Here is a 15674-nt window from a genome sequence, read left to right as displayed (position 1 = left end):
AAGTACGCCTAAAATTTTTATGAATTTAACTGGAACAATGACATCTGAGACATATCAGTGAAGGTCTTATAAGAAGCCTGCAGCGCCTGTTGTTGCATGGTGTAGCTGGAAATCGCCTGGGTGTAATCCACATCCACCAGGCTACTCATCTGCGAGTCATAAATCACTTTGCGATCGTCACCCTGCGCATTCAACGTATCCAGCTCTTTCAGCTGTGTTCCGATTTCGGAACGTACGCTGAGCACGTTGTTAAGCGAGTTGCTCAGACCACGGTTGGTTTTATCCATTGCCGCTGAAAAAGTCGCTTTGGTGGCATCATCCGCGCCATTTTGGGGCACTTTTAGCGCACTGATAGCACCGTCCAGCATATTGAATAAATTCGTTTCACTGGTGCCACCGTTAGGTTCTTTCACCGCGTTGCTGGTGATCGACATTACGATGCTGTTGCCGGTATGACCGATCGTCATCGTACGGTCCGTATCGACTTTTTGCGTAATCGCGTCGGTTCCGCCCTGATAGGTCACGCCGCCGGCACCATCCACAAACGGTGGTGTATCGGTCTTATAGCCGGCAAAGATATAACGCCCGTTGGCGTCTTTGCTGTTGACCTGGTTCAGTAACTGCGCACGCAACCCTTCCAGCTGCGTCGCATACGAGGCGCGGTCATCATCGCTCAATGAGCCGTTTGAGGCGGCCACAATCATCGACTGCGCGCTCATAATGCTGTTTGTCACACCGTCCAGCGTGTTTTCTTCCAGGGATAAGCCCTGGTCGGCGAAGGTACGGGCAACCGCATACTGGCTTGCCTGCGCCTGGGTTTGCGACAGCACCACGGCACGGGAAGCGGCGATAGGATCGTCAGAAGGGTTTGACACTCTGAGTCCGGTGGACAGCTGTTTGCCTGCATTTAACCAGGAGGATTGCGCATCACTTACGCCACGAACCTGCTGGTCAAAAATCATATTTGTACTGAGTCGCATGATGTCCTCGGCTCTTAGTTGATGCTAAGCAGGGCGTCAAAAACGGTGCTGGCCGCTTTTAAAACCTGCGCATTCGCCATGTAATATTGTTGGTATTTCGTCAGGTTCGCGTACTCTTCGTCCAGGTTAACGCCAGACACAGACTGCTGACGGTTTGTTAACTGCGTCACCACGTTCTGCTGCGTTGTACTGGTCGTTTTCAGGGCCTGCGTTTTGTTACCGACCGTACTCACCATCGTGCCGTAGGCCTGAGACAGGGTCGCGTTACCGTTGACAATTTTGGCATCCTGTAGCGCCAGCAAATTTTGGGCATTACGGTTATCGCTTTCCCCATCCGCCGCCGCCGCCGCCGCAATCTGCGAGCCGCTGGTAATGGCCACTGACATCCCGTTAACCACGTTTTGAACGGGTTTTACCAGGAAACTGTCTTTGGCGTTTGGTGTACCATTGACCGTCAGGCTCATCCCGTCCAGGCTGAGCGTGGTGACGCCGCCAGAAGTAGTGGGGGTGAGCGTCGTTTTGGTGTTGTCTGACAGACGCGTGGCTGACCAGTTTGTTCCGTCATAAGTCACGGTATAATTGGATGCCTGCAGCGCATTGGTATTGCTCCACGCCGCGGTTAAGGTGGCGGAAGAGGTATTTTTGCTGTTGCCCTGCGCTGTTGGACTGCCGATAGTAAAGAAGTCGACGCCCTGGTTACCGTTGCTGTCATAGCCTTGCTTGTGCACGGTATTGAAATTGGTGGTGAAGGCGGCGGCAAGCTGTCCCAGCTGGTTTTGTGCCAGGTCCAGATCCTGCGAGCGGAAGCTTAACATCCCGCCCAGTGAGCCGGTGGTTATGGAAGATTCCGGAATCTGCACGTTGCCAGCCTGCGGATCAACATAGCCCACCGTGGTGCGCGTCAGATCGCTGCTGGATGGCATTGCCACCAGCTTGGTGGACTGGAAGCCACTGACCAGAGAAAGGCCGTTGGCCATGGAAACCGTGTAGCTTCCATCCTGCTGTGACACTGTCACACCGACGATATTATTCAGACCATTAACCAACTGATCACGTTGATCCAGTAAGTCATTGGGAGCGGCACCATTACCGGTTGTCAGTTTGGCAATCTGCTGGTTGAGACTGGAGATCTGGCTGGTAAAGGTATTGATCTGATCTACGTCAGAGGCCACGTTGGTATTCACGCTGTCTTGCATGTTGGTCAGGTATTGCGCCTGGGTCTGAAACTGGTTGACCAGGCCCTGTGAGTTGCTAAGCAAAGACTGACGCGCTGCAGGATCGTTGGCATTACTGACCACGTTCTGCATGTTGCTAAAGAAGCCCTGAATCGCGCTCGACAGGTTTGTCGTCGAGGTTGACATCAGATCGTCGATATTGGAGACCTGCGAATACTGCGTATTTGCCGCATTATAGGTGGCTGAAGACCCACGCAGCTGCGCTGCGATAAAACTGTCGTATTCACGCTGAACACCGGTTACGTTAACCCCGTTACCGTAATAACTTTTTCCCTGCAGGGTACTGTTGGCTTCTGCCAGAATCGTCGTCTGACGTGAATAGCCGGCAACGGTGTAATTGCTGATGTTATTACTGGTGGTGCTTAAGGCGGCCTGTGCGGCACTGAGCCCGCTCATTGCGGAGTTAATTATGCTGGACATCTCGGTTCCTTACATTCCCCGCTACACGGGTCGCTGTCATCAGTGTGGTCGCCAGCGTGCGCTGGCGCGCCTGGCTCTTGCTGTTATTATCGGCATGCTTAAGTGAAACTTGAGGCACAATTCTCAGAACAATGTGCTTAAATCCTGGCTATAAGCTTTCACCACTTTTTCACCCATACTCTTGAATTGCTGAATCATTCCCATCAGTTTTTGCGCATATTTCGGATCGGTGGCATAGCCCGCAGCCTGCAATGCCTGGGCGCCCTGCTCCGCGCTCTGTGCATTGGTGACAGCCGCATAACGTGGGTTATTTGAAAGCAGTTTGACGTAGTCGTTTAACGCTTCGAAATAAGAACTGTAAACCCGGAATGTCGCACGCACCTTTTTAGCTTCACCGTGCTCATATTCTGTGGTCATGATATCGGTCGTTTCGCCTTTCCAGTTCCCGCTAGCTTTGATGCCAAAGACGTTATAGCTCGGCTTTCCATCGCGGGTCAGGATTTGACGTTGCCCCCAGCCTGACTCCAGTGCAGCCTGCGCCAGAATCAGGTGATGAGGGATACCACTCTGCTGACTGGCGGCCTGAGCGGGCTGAGTCAGTTGGGCAATAAAGTCACGACTGTCGCTCGGCAGGCCGGTGGGCGAAGGCGCGGGCAGGCGCGGCATGGCTTTGCGCACCATTTGCTCCAGCGGCGTGGCGCCGCTGGTGCTCATTATGAAGCTGTTATCCAGCTTCATCGGCACCGTACCGGCGCGCTCGTCCGGGGCTTTGGCGGGTTCCATCTGTTTAACGATGATATCCGCCAGGCCCAGGCCACGTTTACCGATGTCCTGCGCAATCTGCTGATCGTACATTGACGTGAAAAGCTTGGTCTGTTCATTGCTGAGAATGCCGTCCTGCGGTAACGCTTCACGCATACTCTTCAGCATCATCTGAACAAACATCCCTTCAACCTGCTGCGCGACCTGCAGTGCTTTCCCTTTGGGATCGGCAGTGACATCGCGTTTCAGGTCGTTCAACGAGCGGCTGTCAAAAGCCGCATTCATCAGCGATTGCGTATCGTTCATCAGATAATTTCCAGTTTTGCGCGCAGGCAACCCGCGCTCTGCATTGACTGCAAAATAGACATCAGTTCGATAGGCGACGCACCCAGCGCATTCAGCGCACGCACCACGCTGTTCAGGTTGGCGCTGGAGTTAACCCGTTGCAACGCACCGCCGCTCTGACGCAGATCGATCTGCGTATTGGTGGTAGCGACAGTCTGTCCACCCGCCAGCGGCGTGTTCGGCTGACTCACGTTTTGCTGCTGATTGACCGTGACAGACAGGTTGCCCTGAGCGACCGCACAGGTGTTCAGTTTCACTTCACGATTCATCACAACAGAGCCGGTGCGTGAGTTAATGATGACTTTGGCATCCTCAACCGGCACGGAGACATCAATGTTCTGAATCTCTGCCAGTAAACGAACCTGCGCACCATTATTCGGGGACACGCGGACCTGGACCGTACGGGCGTCCAGCGGCTGGGCCGAACCGTATCCGCCACGGGCGTTGATCGCATCAGCAATTCGTTGCGCCATGGAGAAATCTTCGGTGTTCAGCTGCAGGTTAATCGTATTCTGCGAACCAAAGTTGCTCTGCAGTTCACGTTCAACCGTCGCCCCATCGGTAATCCGTCCACCGTTAAGCTGGTTGACCTGAACGCTGCTGCCGCCTGCTGCGGCGCCCGCGCCGCCGACCAGAATGTTACCCTGGGCCAGCGCATAAACCTGGTTATCCACGCCTTTCAGTGGCGTCATTAACAGCGTGCCACCGCGCAGGCTTTTCGCGTTACCCATCGACGATACCACGACATCCAGCGTCTGGCCCTGGCGGGCAAACGAAGGCAGCCTGGCGGTAACCATCACGGCGGCGACGTTTTTGAGCTGCATGTTGGTGCCCGGCGGCACGGTAATGCCCAGTTGCGACAGCATGTTGCTGACGGTTTGGGTCGTAAACGGCGTCTGCGTTGTCTGGTCGCCTGTTCCGTCCAGACCCACGACAAGGCCATAACCCAGCAGTTGGTTATCACGCACACCCTGTACGGTGGTTAAGTCGCGGATCAGATCGGCACGCGCCATCAGGCTTACGCCTAACAGTAATCCCAGACCGACACGCCATAATGTTAGCTTTTTCATTGCAACCTCTTAGAACGGCGAGATATTCAGGAAGAAGCGCTGCAACCAGCCCATATTTTGCGCTTCATTGATATAACCATTTCCGACGTACTCAATACGTGCATCGGCCACGGCTGTAGACAACACGGCGTTACTCGCACTGATGGTGCGTGGGTTAACCACGCCCGAGAAACGAATAAACTCGGTGCCCTGGTTGATCTCAATTTGTTTTTCTCCGACCACGTGCAGGTTGCCGTTCGACAGAACCTGATCCACCGTGACGGTGATGGTGCCGGTAAAGGTGTTGTTGGCAGATGCCCCACCTTTGCCTGCGAAATCATTTTTGCCACCCGCCGCAAAGTTGGCTTTTTCGCCCGTTGCGCCGGCTAAACCTTCTAAACCGGTAGGCACTGCAGTGATACCCAGACTGCCGCTGCCGTTACGGCTGGCATTCGAGGTCGAACTTTTGCTGGCACTGACGTTTTCCTGCAAGGTGATAGTCAGCGTATCGCCGATATTACGTGGGCGGCGATCTTCAAACAGCGGCTGATAGCCGTAGTTGAGCGGCGCAACACCCTGAAAAATGGACCCATTTACCACAGGTGGCGCAGAGGGCAACGGCTGAGCCGTGGTCGCTCCTTGCACCAGTGGCGTGCGTGGCACCAACGCACAACCGTTAAGCGTCAGCAGTGCGGTGACTACTAACCAATGTCCAGGCTTAAGAATATGTTGCATCGCCACGGAGTTACGACCTTATTCATGACTAGTCTTCAGGCCAGCCTTAGCTGGCCCTGTTCGGTTTACAGCTGTGTCAACTTCGCCAGCATTTGATCGGAGGTGCTGATCGCTTTGCTGTTAATTTCGTAAGCACGCTGCGTCTGGATCATCGTAACCAGTTCTTCCGCGACGTTTACGTTAGAGGTTTCGGTATAACCCTGATACAGCAAACCGGCACCGTTCTGGCCAGGCGTACTGTCCGTCGGCGCACCCGATGCCTGCGTCTCCTTGTAGAGGTTTTCACCCACGCTATCGAGACCCGCATTGTTCATGAAGGTGCTCAGCGTTAACTGTCCGACCTGGGCGGCCTGCGTCTGCCCCTGCTGGGTTACGCTCACCACACCATCACGCGACACGGTGATACTTGTGGCGTTGGCTGGAATAGTAATACCAGGCTGCACAGGGAAACCCGCGTTGGTCACCAGTTGGCCGTTCTGGTCAACCTGAAATGAACCATCACGTGTATACGCAGAAGTTCCATCTGGCATCTGGATTTGGAAAAAACCCTGGCCGTTAATGGCGATATCTTTTGAGTTGTTGGTTTGCGACAGGTTGCCCTGCGTATGCAAACGCTCGGTCGTCACCGGACGTACACCAGTACCGATTTGCAAACCTGACGGCAGCGTTGTCTGCTCAGATGACTGCGTACCCGGCTGACGCATGGTCTGGTACATCAGATCTTCAAACACGGCACGTGAGCGCTTAAACCCGTTAGTACTGACGTTGGCCAGGTTATTGGCGATCACGTCCATGTTCATCTGCTGTGCATCAAGACCGGTTTTGGCGATCCATAAAGAACGAATCATGTATTTATCCTCGCGCCTTAGCTGCCGATGCTGAGCAACTGGTTGGCTTTCTGTTCGTTTTGGTCAACGTTGTTAATGACCTTCATCTGCATCTCGAAACGGCGGGCATTGGCGATCATATCGACCATCGTTTCCACCGGCTTCACGTTACTGCCCTCAAGCACACCCGGCATGACCTGCATAGTCGGATCGGCCTGCAGGGCTGCGCCACGTGTCGCCTGCGTCGCGGCGGTAGGACGGAACATGCCATCGTCCCCACGCTCTAACTCTTTACCGGTTGCCTGAACGAGCTTCAGACGGCCCAGTTGTACAGTCGCATTGGGTGAGTCGCCAGCGTTCAGCCCGGTAATAGAGCCATCAGCCGCGATGGTGATCTCAGAACCTTGAGGGATCACAATCGGACCACCTTCGCCCATTACGGGATTGCCCTGCACCGTCAGCGTACCGTCCGAACGAATTTGCATGTTGCCGTTGCGGGTATAGGCTTCGCTGCCGTCGGCGGTGCGTACAGCCAGCCAGCCATCCTGCTGCATTGCCACGTCCAGTGGGCGCTGGGTGTAATCCATGGCCCCCTGACTCATGTCGGCACCCGGCGTGGACGCCGTGACCAACGTGCGCGTGGGCAGTGACCAACCAGTGACCGGTACAGCACGCAACGCGTTCAGCTGCGCCCGGAAACCGGGCGTTGAGGCGTTGGCGAGGTTGCTGGCGGTAACCGCCTGCTGATCCAGTGTCTGACTGGCCGCGCCCATCGCGGTATATATCGCGTGATCCATAGAGCAATCCCGTTAGCGAATTAACGTAAGTTGACCAGAGTGTTAAGGATCTGATCCTGCGTTTTGATGGTCTGCGCGTTCGCCTGGTAGTTGCGTTGCGCGACGATCATATTGACCAGCTCTTTACTCATATCGACGTTCGAGGACTCCAGCGCGCCCGCGGTCAGTGAACCAAAGGTGCCGGTGTTTGCCAGGCCAACCGCTGCCTGACCAGACGCATTGGTTTCCGCCCAGACGTTATCGCCCTGCGATTTCAGGCCTTCGGGGTTAGAGAAACTGGCCAGGACGATCTGTCCCAGTAACTGCGTGCGTTGGTTTGAGTAACTGCCGGTGATGGTGCCGTCGTTGTTGATGGCATAGCTGGTCAAATCGCCAGGCGCATAACCGTTTTGCGTGGCATTACCAAAGGTGGTCGCTCCGGTATTTTGCTGCAGACTGCCCACAAAGTTTAACGCGACAGTCGTGCCGTTCGCGCCATTTACGCCAGGAATTGTGACGGTCGCGGTGCTGGCTGTTGTTGAGCCTGCCACCACGTTGCCGTTTGCATCCAGTGAAGATACGCCAGTCAGCTGACCGTTGGCGTTATAGCTCATCTGGTAATTCCCTACGTTTGAACCCGCAGTGGAGTCAATGCCGTGAATTTTCCAGGTGTTGTCTGCGGTCTTAACGAAATACAGGTCAAGCGAGTGCGCATTACCCTGCGTATCGTACATAGTGATAGTGTTCTTCGCGCTGTACGTCGTCGGATCGGTGGCAGAAAACTTGGTGTCGTCTAATACCGCTGAAGTCGAGTTCAGTTTCGCCACCTGGTTTGCCGTGGTAGTGGCATTAGCAGGCATCTGCGTGGTAGGAATTTTCAGCGCAACCGGGTTCGCACCCGTCTGGATAGTCGGAGGCACGCCTGAAGCCGGGTAACCGGTTACGTTCAGACCCTGGGTATTCACCAGGTTACGGTTCTGGTCCAGAGTGAACTGGCCATTACGTGAATAGGACACCGCACCCGCCGAGTTGGTCAAACGGAAAAAACCGTTACCGCTCAGTGCCACATCCAGCCCACGGCTGGTGGTGGTGGTAGAACCATCGTTGAAGTTCTGGATCACGGCAGCGACTTTAGTTCCCAGACCCACGTTTGAACCGGCAAACATGTCGGCAAACGCGATGGTGCTGGACTTAAAGCCCGCTGTGGCGGAGTTAGCGATGTTGTTACCGATAACGTCCAGGTTACTTGAGGCAGCGCCGAGACCGCTGACCGCTTGTGAAAATGACATTTAAATCTCTCCTGTCTACAGGTGAATCAGAGAATCTGACGTACGTCGTCAAGGGTGGCGGAGCCCATGGTGCCGAGATCCAGTTTTGCGGTATTACCCGCTGTGCTTACGCCATTGACGTAGGCATAGTTAAGTGGCTGAGCCACCTGTTGACCGCTGCTGTTACTGGCAGCAATCGCAACTTTGTATTTTCCATCTGGCGCGACGCTGCCATCCGGTAATTTGCCGTCCCACGAGAAGGTGTGAACGCCGGCGGTCAGTGCGCCCAGGTCCTGGGTGCTGACCACATTGCCCTGTGCATCGGTAATCGTCGCCGTGGCGGTGGTGGCTGCGTTAGTCAGCTCCACGCCAAACGGCGTTGTCGTGCCTTTACCGACCAGAATCTGTGAACCATTCACCATCACGCCATGACCAATCAGCGTCGAACTTTGCAGTGACTGGCTGGTGCTGATCTGACCCGAAATCGATCCCAGTGTGGTGTTTAGTTTTTCAATACCGCTCAGGGTGTTGATCTGTGCCAGCTGTGTTGTCAGCTGACTGTTATCCATCGGATTGGTGGGATCCTGGTTTTGCAGCTGCGTCACCAGCATGGTCAAAAACTGGTTTTGCAGATCCTGGGCGCTGTTACTTGTGCCGGTGCTGGATGAGCTAAGGACCGTGGGGTCCAGCTTTTCATTAACGCCTACCGCGATAGTCATTATTTTTCTCCGTTACTGACCCAGGGTCAGCGTTTTCATCATCATCGACTTCACGGTATTCAGCACCTCGACGTTCGCCTGGTAGCTGCGTGATGCCGACATGGTGTTGACCGTTTCCGCTACCACATCCACGTTAGGCATCTTCACGTAGCCTTTGGCATCCGCCATCGGGTTACCCGGGTCATACACCAGTTTCGCGGGCGTAGGATCATCAACGACCTGCGCCACTTTTACGCCACCGGTGGCCGCACCCGGCGCAGCATCGGTCTGAAAAACGACCTGCTTTGCCACATAAGGCTGCCCGTCCGGGCCGGTCACGCTGTCGGCGTTTGCCAGGTTACTGGCACTGACGTTTAATCGCTGTGATTGCGCGGTCATCGCTGAGCCGGCAATGTCAAAAATATTCAGCAATGCCATGATTATTGCCCTTGTAACACGCTCATCATGCCTTTGATTTGGCTACTGATAAGTGTGAGATCGGTTTGATATTTCAGGCTGTTATCCGCGAACTGAGTACGTTCGCGGTCCATATCGACGGTGTTACCGTCCGCAGATGGCTGATCCGGAATGCGATACAGCAAATCCATCGACGGTGCCGTGTTCGTCTGCGCTTCGATGTGACGCGACGAGGTAACTTTGAGCGCCAGGCTACTGCCTTCAGCACGTCCATTCGCCATTGCCCGATTCAGCTCGCTGGCAAAGTCGATATCCCTGGCCTGATAGCCTGGGGTGTCGGCGTTGGCAATGTTGGATGCCAGAATCTCCTGACGTTGAGCTCGCAGGTTGAGGGCTTCGGTACCGAAATGTAGCGCCGCATCGAGTTTGTCGAGCATGCTTCCTCCGCAAATGAGAATTTCGAGCTGGCAGCATAATTGGGAAAAAGCAAGAGCCATCGTCTGAATAACGCCTCAAATCGTCGCTATTTTAACTCTTGAGTTTTTTTTCAAACGCGTACACTCATTGCCATCATCAGTGAGGAAAAGCACATGCGTGGATATCCAGCCCTGTTAGCCAGCCTGCTGGCCCTGTTTGCCTTACCCGTTATGGCAGGCGATTTCAGCGCCCAACTGAACCAGTTTTTTAAAGCCCGTGATCCTGAGCATGCCACGGGCATGAACGTCGTCATTCGCACGCCACAGGCACAGTGGCCCTTATGTGATACGCCGCAATTTACGCTGCCCGGCAACAGCCGCCCGTGGGGCAATATGAGCGTGGCAGCCAACTGCGGAGAAAATCGACGTTATATTCAGGTCCAGGTTCAGGTCACTGGCCGTTATCTGGTGGCGAAAAATTTAATCGCCCGCGGCGCAACCGTGAGCAAAGACGACTTCCGTATCGAAGAGGGACGTCTGGACACGCTGCCGCCGCGCACCCTGCTTAACGATGAGACCGTCGCCGATTCTGTGGTGCTGCGTGACATTCAGCCGGGACAGCCGGTGAGTCAGTCGATGCTGCGCCAGCCGTGGCGTGTAAAAGCAGGTCAGGATGTCATGGTGGTTGCCAGTGGCGACGGATTTGATGCCAGCGGCGAGGGGAAAGCCTTAAGCAATGGCACTATCGCGCAATGGGTTCGTGTACGTATGGGGAACGGTCAGGTTGTGAGCGGTCGGGTCAGTGATGATGGGAAAATTCTTATAACACTATAAAACATTAAAGAAGCCTGTTTATTTGCCGATAGAAGAATCAGCAAAGCGATTACGCTATTATGATTCAGGTGGCAGACCCCCTGACCTTACAGGAGCCCGAATATGAGCATCGAAAGAACACAACCGTTAAAGCCCGCCAGCACCGTGCAGACACGTGACAGCAGCGAGCCGCAAACTGCGCGTGTGCGCCAGAGTGACAGCGCAACAGCGACCACGCCAGCCGCCGCTCAGGTGAGCCTGAGCAGCGCCCAGGCGCAGCTGATGAAGCCAGGCAGCCAGGACATTAACGTCCAACGCGTTGAACAATTGAAAACCGCTATTCGTAATGGCGAGTTGAAGATGGATACCGGCAAGATCGCCGATGCGCTGATTGCCGACACTAAGGCGTATTTAGAGGGTAAATAATCCCCATGAGTAATTTGCTGACCACATTAGATAAGATGCAGGAAGTGCTGGTGTCTCTGGCGACCGTTCTGGATGAAGAAGAACAACAGTTGTCGTCCGGAATGATTGACAGCAACAATTTGCAGCGCATTACCGAAGATAAAAGCGCGCTGCTGACGACGCTGAACTATCTGGATGAGATGCGCCGTAGCAACGAGAAAAGTCTGGGGACATCTGCACCTTATCGTGGTCAGAGTGACATGGCGCGCCGCTGGGAAGGTATTCAGCAGCATACACGTCGGTTACACCGTGCCAACACGCACAACGGCATCCTGTTACAGCACCAGATTACCTTCACGCATGATGCGTTAGACGTGCTTAAGCCGCATCAGACGCAAGCGTTCTACGGACCGGATGGAAAAGGTCAGGGCCAGGCGACACTGAGCCGTAAAATCTGATAACGTCAGTCTGGTGATCACGCTGTCCATTTTTGAAGAATCCGTCATCACGCGTGGATGACGGATTTTTTCATGCTGTCGTCACAGGGCGGCGGGTCTGTTATGCAGAATATCTGTCCCTTTCGCCCAACAGATGCAGCGTCCAACGCGCTATACATCCTGCACCTCCGGCATCCCGGATAACGTCTCTGCTCCAGCGCATCCCTGCGCATACTGCCTGTTCTGATAAGAAGCGGACGCCGATTTAGCCTGCCACGATCTGGCAGGCATTCGTCTTAAAACGCTTCCCAGTTGTCATGACCTTTCTTCGGTGCCGCTGCTGCAAAAGCAGGAACGGCGGGAGCAACGACTACAATGGGGGCGTCAGACGGTGTTAACGGGGCTCGTTCAAGTTTAAAGACGGCCACGGCTTTCGTCAGTTTATCTGCCTGATCCTCAAGGGAGGCCGCAGCGGCTGAAGCCTCTTCAACCAGTGACGCATTTTGCTGGGTTACTGCATCCATTTCTGTGATCGCGTGGCTGACCTGCTGAATGCCTCGGTTCTGCTCGTCTGAAGAGACGGCAATTTCAGAAATGATGTCATTCACACGCTGGAATGCGTCTACCGTTTTCATCATGGTGGTACCGGCATCGCTGACCAGTTCCGTGCCGTTGTTAACCAGTCCGACAGAAGTGGCGATAAGCCCTTCGATTTCTTTTGCAGCCTGCGCGCTGCGCTGAGCAAGGCTGCGCACTTCGCTGGCGACCACCGCAAATCCGCGCCCCTGCTCCCCTGCCCGCGCGGCTTCGACCGCGGCATTCAATGCCAGAATATTCGTCTGAAAGGCGATGCTGTTAATGACGCTGGTAATTTCAGCGATCTTTTTCGAACTGCCGGAGATATCGTCCATGGTTTTGACGACGCGATTAACAATCTCTCCACCCGACTGGGCTTTTTCGGACGCATCGGACGCCAGCTGGCAGGCGTGATGCGCATTGTCGGCATTCTGTTTCACCGTCGCGGTCAGTTGTTCCATACTGGCAGCCGTCTGCTCCAGCGACGCGGCCTGCTGTTCCGTTCGGGAGGAGAGATCGGTGTTGCCGGAGGCAATTTCCCCCGCGCTCTGAAAGATAGCAATGGCCCCATCGCGGACAGCGCCGACAGTTTGGGCAAGCGATGACTGCATACGTTGCAGGTTCGACAGTAACATACCCGGCTCGTTACGACCGCAGGCCGAGGGTGGTACGGTCAAATCGCCGTGGGCAATCAGATCGATACGGTGAAGTGACTGTCTTAAAGGCTTAATTACCACTTTTCTCAGCAGAGCAAAAGCCAGTAGCACAATCACTACGGATGCGATAAAGGCCACTAACATCGTGGTATAGCCTGTTTTAACCTGTTCAACCGCCTGCTGTTTAATGTCCATCGAGCGCTGATTGCGCATCTGAATGGCTTTCATCAACACGTCTTTATACGCTTTGTCGAGTTTGTCAGCCGCCGTTTCATCCGCAATGATCTCTTCAAAACTGTTCTGTTTGGCTGCCTCAATCATCGGCATCAACCCTTTTTGCAGGTAATCCTTAAATCGCGCCTGTAGTTGTTTATCGAGTTCGATGCCGACTGGCGTCCTGACCGGACGGTTAAGGTAAATATTCAGCCCATTTTCTGCCTTTTTAATGCTGCCCTCTGTGGCGCTGAGGAAAGCGGCGTAGTTATCCGTGTCGGCAATACGTGCCGCTGCGCCGGCCTGAATAATATTGAGCCTGGCAGAGCGCATATGCGTTGAGCTGTCGAGTAATCCCTGCCTTACCGAAATTTCATCCGTTGATACGTCAAGGGAATGTTGCCCCTGCGTCAGAAACCAGGCGGATATCGTGCTACTGCACACGAACAGAAATAAGATGCCGCCAAAAATCAGGCTGAATAAGGGAATAAGATTGAGGTTGTACCAGAAACCTGGCATCGCGTTTTCATGAGCGCGGGTATGCATTTTGATCTTCCTCTCAATGATGGACTAAAGGTACTCATCGGCAGGAAGAAGACAGGATTTACGCCAAAACGGACTTTTGAATCAGTTTCTTACAACATTATGGGCTTACCGCCCGAAGGGATGTCAGACGCTAAATAGCAATGAAAAAAACATGAATTTTTTATGACAATACGCTGTAAACAGGCTTTTCGACGCGCCGTATTAACGTCTTGCGCCTGATGAGTCAGTAACGGAGTGCCCCCATCCATTATCGGGTATCGTCTCTTTGGCAACCCGCTGAGCGGATTATTCACCTGAAGATGCCTACAGGTCTGCTGCGATAGCTGTTCCAGGCCAGCAAAAGGGATGACAGAGGTTCGTGGCATCGCCGGGCGTGATGAAATGACTGGTCTGGCACAGAATCCCTTGTTAGTCCGGCCTGCACTGCGCAGGTTTGTGACAAAAAGGCCGTAATGTTATCCATTACGGCCTGGATTACGGCATTAACCGTTGGAGGGTTTCATGGTCAGACGGCGGTACGGCGGGCATAATCCCGCAGTCGGAAGCCCATCATGCCCAGGGCCAGGAAATAAGCGCCGCCGCCTACCGCACAGACGAGAGCCAGCCGCAACAGGCGCCATAGCATGTTGCCCTGCTCCCAGTCAGGCATCCAGTACAGCATGCCTGACAGCGCGGCCGCCATGACGATTACCGCCACCAGTAAGCGAATCAGAAAACCGGCCCAGCCAGGCTGAGGTTGAAAGATTTTCTTTTTACGCAGTTGCCAGTAGAGCAACCCAGCGTTGAGGCAGGCACCCAGACCAATGGAGAGTGACAGTCCGGCGTGCTTCAGCGGGCCAATAAAGGCCAGATTCATTAGCTGGGTCACGATCAGCGTAATAATCGCAATTTTTACCGGCGTTTTAATGTCCTGACGGGAATAGAAGCCCGGCGCAAGGACTTTCACGACGATCAGGCCCATCAATCCCACCGAGTAGGCAATCAGCGCACGCTGCGTCATAGCGGCATCAAAGGCAGTGAATTTTCCGTACTGGAACAGCGCGACAGTCAGTGGACCGGACAACATACCCAGCGCCACCGCACTGGGCAACGCCAGTAAAAAGCACAAACGCAGGCCCCAGTCCATTAAGCGCGAATACTCTTCATGGTGACCACTGGCGAAACTTTTTGCCAGAGAAGGCAATAAAATCGTGCCCAGCGCCACGCCTAACACGCCGGACGGAAATTCCATCAGGCGGTCAGCGTAATACATCCATGAGACAGAGCCCGAGACCAGGAACGAGGCAAAAATCGTATTGATGATCAGTGAAATCTGACTCACTGAAACCCCAAGAATCGCCGGCCCCATCTGGCGCATCACGCGCCAGACGCCAGCATCACGCAGGTTGATCCGCGGCAGGACCAGCATGCCCAGCTTTTTCAGATGCGGTAACTGATAGCCCAGTTGCAGCAGTCCGCCGACCACCACCGCCCACGCCAGCGCCATGATGGGCGGATGGAAGTGCGGTGCGGCGAACAGCGCAAAGCCGATCATGCTGATATTCAGCAGCGTGGGGGCAAACGCCGGCACCGAAAAACGGTTCCAGGTGTTTAATATGGCCCCAGCCAGCGAAGCCAGCGAAATCAGGAGAATGTAGGGGAAAGTGACGCGCAGCAGCGCGCTGGTCAGGGCAAATTTATCGGCTGTATCGGCGAAACCCGGTGCCGTCACCAGGATGACCCAAGGTGCGGCGACCATGCCTGCGACGGTCACGAGCGCCAGCGCCAGGGTCAGCAGACCGGAAACGTAGGACACGAAGAGCCGCGTAGCCTCTTCGCCTTGCTTACTTTTATACTCGGCCAGAATAGGAACAAATGCCTGCGAGAAGGCCCCTTCAGCAAAAATACGCCGCAGAAGATTGGGTAGTTTAAACGCAACAAAGAACGCATCGGTCGCCATGCCGGCACCAAACACCCGTGCCACGATGGCATCCCGGGCAAAACCCAGCACGCGGGAAAACAGGGTCATTGAACTGACCGCTGCCAGCGATTTCAACAAATTCATAATTGACGGGGCATCCTGAAAAGAATCGGCAAAATGAGTGACTTAGCACGGGTCCT

Annotated in this window: 16 protein-coding genes; 3 read left to right on the top strand and 13 right to left on the bottom strand. The window is 54.5% G+C overall.

What is annotated here, in order from left to right; all coding sequences use genetic code 11:
- Positions 1–17: 17 nt before the first annotated feature.
- From flgL to flgB, 11 genes are all read right to left on the bottom strand, one after another.
- A complete protein-coding gene (flgL, locus tag RAC60_RS17465) occupies positions 18–980 on the bottom strand; it encodes a flagellar hook-associated protein FlgL (RefSeq protein ID WP_054634181.1) in 963 nt (320 codons plus the stop codon).
- Between the two features lie 14 nt (positions 981–994).
- Positions 995–2635 carry a flagellar hook-associated protein FlgK gene (gene flgK, locus RAC60_RS17460; protein ID WP_054634182.1) on the bottom strand — a complete coding sequence of 547 codons (1641 nt, stop codon included), beginning with the start codon at positions 2633–2635 and terminating at the stop codon, positions 995–997.
- 123 nt (positions 2636–2758) lie between these two features.
- Positions 2759–3703, bottom strand: coding sequence for a flagellar assembly peptidoglycan hydrolase FlgJ (flgJ, locus tag RAC60_RS17455; RefSeq protein ID WP_054634183.1), 945 nt, complete (start codon positions 3701–3703; stop codon positions 2759–2761).
- The gene (locus RAC60_RS17450; RefSeq protein ID WP_006118822.1) at positions 3703–4812 is read right to left on the bottom strand and encodes a flagellar basal body P-ring protein FlgI; all 1110 of its coding nucleotides are present in this window, start codon (positions 4810–4812) and stop codon (positions 3703–3705) included. Before RAC60_RS17450 ends, flgJ begins: the two co-directional genes overlap by 1 nt.
- Positions 4813–4821: 9 nt before the next feature.
- The gene (locus tag RAC60_RS17445; RefSeq protein ID WP_170317968.1) at positions 4822–5526 is read right to left on the bottom strand and encodes a flagellar basal body L-ring protein FlgH; all 705 of its coding nucleotides are present in this window, start codon (positions 5524–5526) and stop codon (positions 4822–4824) included.
- A gap of 65 nt (positions 5527–5591) precedes the next feature.
- Entirely contained in the window at positions 5592–6374 is a 783-nt protein-coding gene (gene flgG / locus RAC60_RS17440; protein WP_006118820.1) for a flagellar basal-body rod protein FlgG, read from the bottom strand.
- Between the two features lie 17 nt (positions 6375–6391).
- Positions 6392–7150: a flagellar basal body rod protein FlgF gene (locus tag RAC60_RS17435; protein WP_033737560.1), complete on the bottom strand. Its 759-nt coding sequence runs from the start codon at positions 7148–7150 to the stop codon at positions 6392–6394.
- A 20-nt stretch (positions 7151–7170) separates the two neighbouring features.
- A complete protein-coding gene (gene flgE / locus RAC60_RS17430) occupies positions 7171–8418 on the bottom strand; it encodes a flagellar hook protein FlgE (RefSeq protein WP_039341129.1) in 1248 nt (415 codons plus the stop codon).
- A 26-nt stretch (positions 8419–8444) separates the two neighbouring features.
- Positions 8445–9116, bottom strand: a complete 672-nt coding sequence (flgD, locus tag RAC60_RS17425; protein ID WP_006118817.1) for a flagellar hook assembly protein FlgD — start codon at positions 9114–9116, stop codon at positions 8445–8447.
- 12 nt (positions 9117–9128) lie between these two features.
- The gene (flgC, locus tag RAC60_RS17420) at positions 9129–9533 is read right to left on the bottom strand and encodes a flagellar basal body rod protein FlgC (RefSeq protein WP_006118816.1); all 405 of its coding nucleotides are present in this window, start codon (positions 9531–9533) and stop codon (positions 9129–9131) included.
- A gap of 2 nt (positions 9534–9535) precedes the next feature.
- A complete protein-coding gene (gene flgB, locus RAC60_RS17415) occupies positions 9536–9949 on the bottom strand; it encodes a flagellar basal body rod protein FlgB (protein WP_006118815.1) in 414 nt (137 codons plus the stop codon).
- 153 nt (positions 9950–10102) lie between these two features.
- Between flgB and flgA the strand changes: the two genes are divergently transcribed.
- The 3 genes from flgA (at position 10103) to RAC60_RS17400 (ending at position 11604) form a co-directional block, all read left to right on the top strand.
- Entirely contained in the window at positions 10103–10762 is a 660-nt protein-coding gene (flgA, locus tag RAC60_RS17410) for a flagellar basal body P-ring formation chaperone FlgA (protein ID WP_033737561.1), read from the top strand.
- Positions 10763–10864: 102 nt separating this feature from the next.
- Positions 10865–11167 carry a flagellar biosynthesis anti-sigma factor FlgM gene (gene flgM, locus RAC60_RS17405; RefSeq protein WP_006118814.1) on the top strand — a complete coding sequence of 101 codons (303 nt, stop codon included), beginning with the start codon at positions 10865–10867 and terminating at the stop codon, positions 11165–11167.
- A gap of 5 nt (positions 11168–11172) precedes the next feature.
- Positions 11173–11604, top strand: a complete 432-nt coding sequence (locus RAC60_RS17400; RefSeq protein ID WP_006118813.1) for a flagella synthesis protein FlgN — start codon at positions 11173–11175, stop codon at positions 11602–11604.
- Between the two features lie 275 nt (positions 11605–11879).
- Here RAC60_RS17400 and RAC60_RS17395 read toward each other — a convergent pair whose 3' ends face one another.
- On the bottom strand, positions 11880–13574 hold the full coding sequence (locus RAC60_RS17395) for a methyl-accepting chemotaxis protein (RefSeq protein WP_058701392.1): 1695 nt from the start codon (positions 13572–13574) through the stop codon (positions 11880–11882).
- A gap of 505 nt (positions 13575–14079) precedes the next feature.
- Positions 14080–15618 carry a murein biosynthesis integral membrane protein MurJ gene (murJ, locus tag RAC60_RS17390; protein ID WP_058701393.1) on the bottom strand — a complete coding sequence of 513 codons (1539 nt, stop codon included), beginning with the start codon at positions 15616–15618 and terminating at the stop codon, positions 14080–14082.
- Positions 15619–15674: the final 56 nt, after the last annotated feature.

It is taken from the genome of Pantoea sp. BR_17 (assembly GCF_041955125.1).
Classification (GTDB): Bacteria; Pseudomonadota; Gammaproteobacteria; order Enterobacterales; family Enterobacteriaceae; genus Pantoea; species Pantoea stewartii.
This window is presented reverse-complemented; position numbering and strand designations above follow the sequence as displayed.

What these genes read in the sequence shown, in the direction of transcription:
- flgL (WP_054634181.1), bottom strand. Translation starts at nt 980, where the DNA reads ATGCGACTCAGTACAAATATGATTTTTGACCAGCAGGTTCGTGGCGTA.
- flgK (WP_054634182.1), bottom strand. Translation starts at nt 2,635, where the DNA reads ATGTCCAGCATAATTAACTCCGCAATGAGCGGGCTCAGTGCCGCACAG.
- flgJ (WP_054634183.1), bottom strand. Translation starts at nt 3,703, where the DNA reads ATGAACGATACGCAATCGCTGATGAATGCGGCTTTTGACAGCCGCTCG.
- RAC60_RS17450 (WP_006118822.1), bottom strand. Translation starts at nt 4,812, where the DNA reads ATGAAAAAGCTAACATTATGGCGTGTCGGTCTGGGATTACTGTTAGGC.
- RAC60_RS17445 (WP_170317968.1), bottom strand. Translation starts at nt 5,526, where the DNA reads ATGCAACATATTCTTAAGCCTGGACATTGGTTAGTAGTCACCGCACTG.
- flgG (WP_006118820.1), bottom strand. Translation starts at nt 6,374, where the DNA reads ATGATTCGTTCTTTATGGATCGCCAAAACCGGTCTTGATGCACAGCAG.
- RAC60_RS17435 (WP_033737560.1), bottom strand. Translation starts at nt 7,150, where the DNA reads ATGGATCACGCGATATATACCGCGATGGGCGCGGCCAGTCAGACACTG.
- flgE (WP_039341129.1), bottom strand. Translation starts at nt 8,418, where the DNA reads ATGTCATTTTCACAAGCGGTCAGCGGTCTCGGCGCTGCCTCAAGTAAC.
- flgD (WP_006118817.1), bottom strand. Translation starts at nt 9,116, where the DNA reads ATGACTATCGCGGTAGGCGTTAATGAAAAGCTGGACCCCACGGTCCTT.
- flgC (WP_006118816.1), bottom strand. Translation starts at nt 9,533, where the DNA reads ATGGCATTGCTGAATATTTTTGACATTGCCGGCTCAGCGATGACCGCG.
- flgB (WP_006118815.1), bottom strand. Translation starts at nt 9,949, where the DNA reads ATGCTCGACAAACTCGATGCGGCGCTACATTTCGGTACCGAAGCCCTC.
- flgA (WP_033737561.1), top strand. Translation starts at nt 10,103, where the DNA reads ATGCGTGGATATCCAGCCCTGTTAGCCAGCCTGCTGGCCCTGTTTGCC.
- flgM (WP_006118814.1), top strand. Translation starts at nt 10,865, where the DNA reads ATGAGCATCGAAAGAACACAACCGTTAAAGCCCGCCAGCACCGTGCAG.
- RAC60_RS17400 (WP_006118813.1), top strand. Translation starts at nt 11,173, where the DNA reads ATGAGTAATTTGCTGACCACATTAGATAAGATGCAGGAAGTGCTGGTG.
- RAC60_RS17395 (WP_058701392.1), bottom strand. Translation starts at nt 13,574, where the DNA reads ATGCATACCCGCGCTCATGAAAACGCGATGCCAGGTTTCTGGTACAAC.
- murJ (WP_058701393.1), bottom strand. Translation starts at nt 15,618, where the DNA reads ATGAATTTGTTGAAATCGCTGGCAGCGGTCAGTTCAATGACCCTGTTT.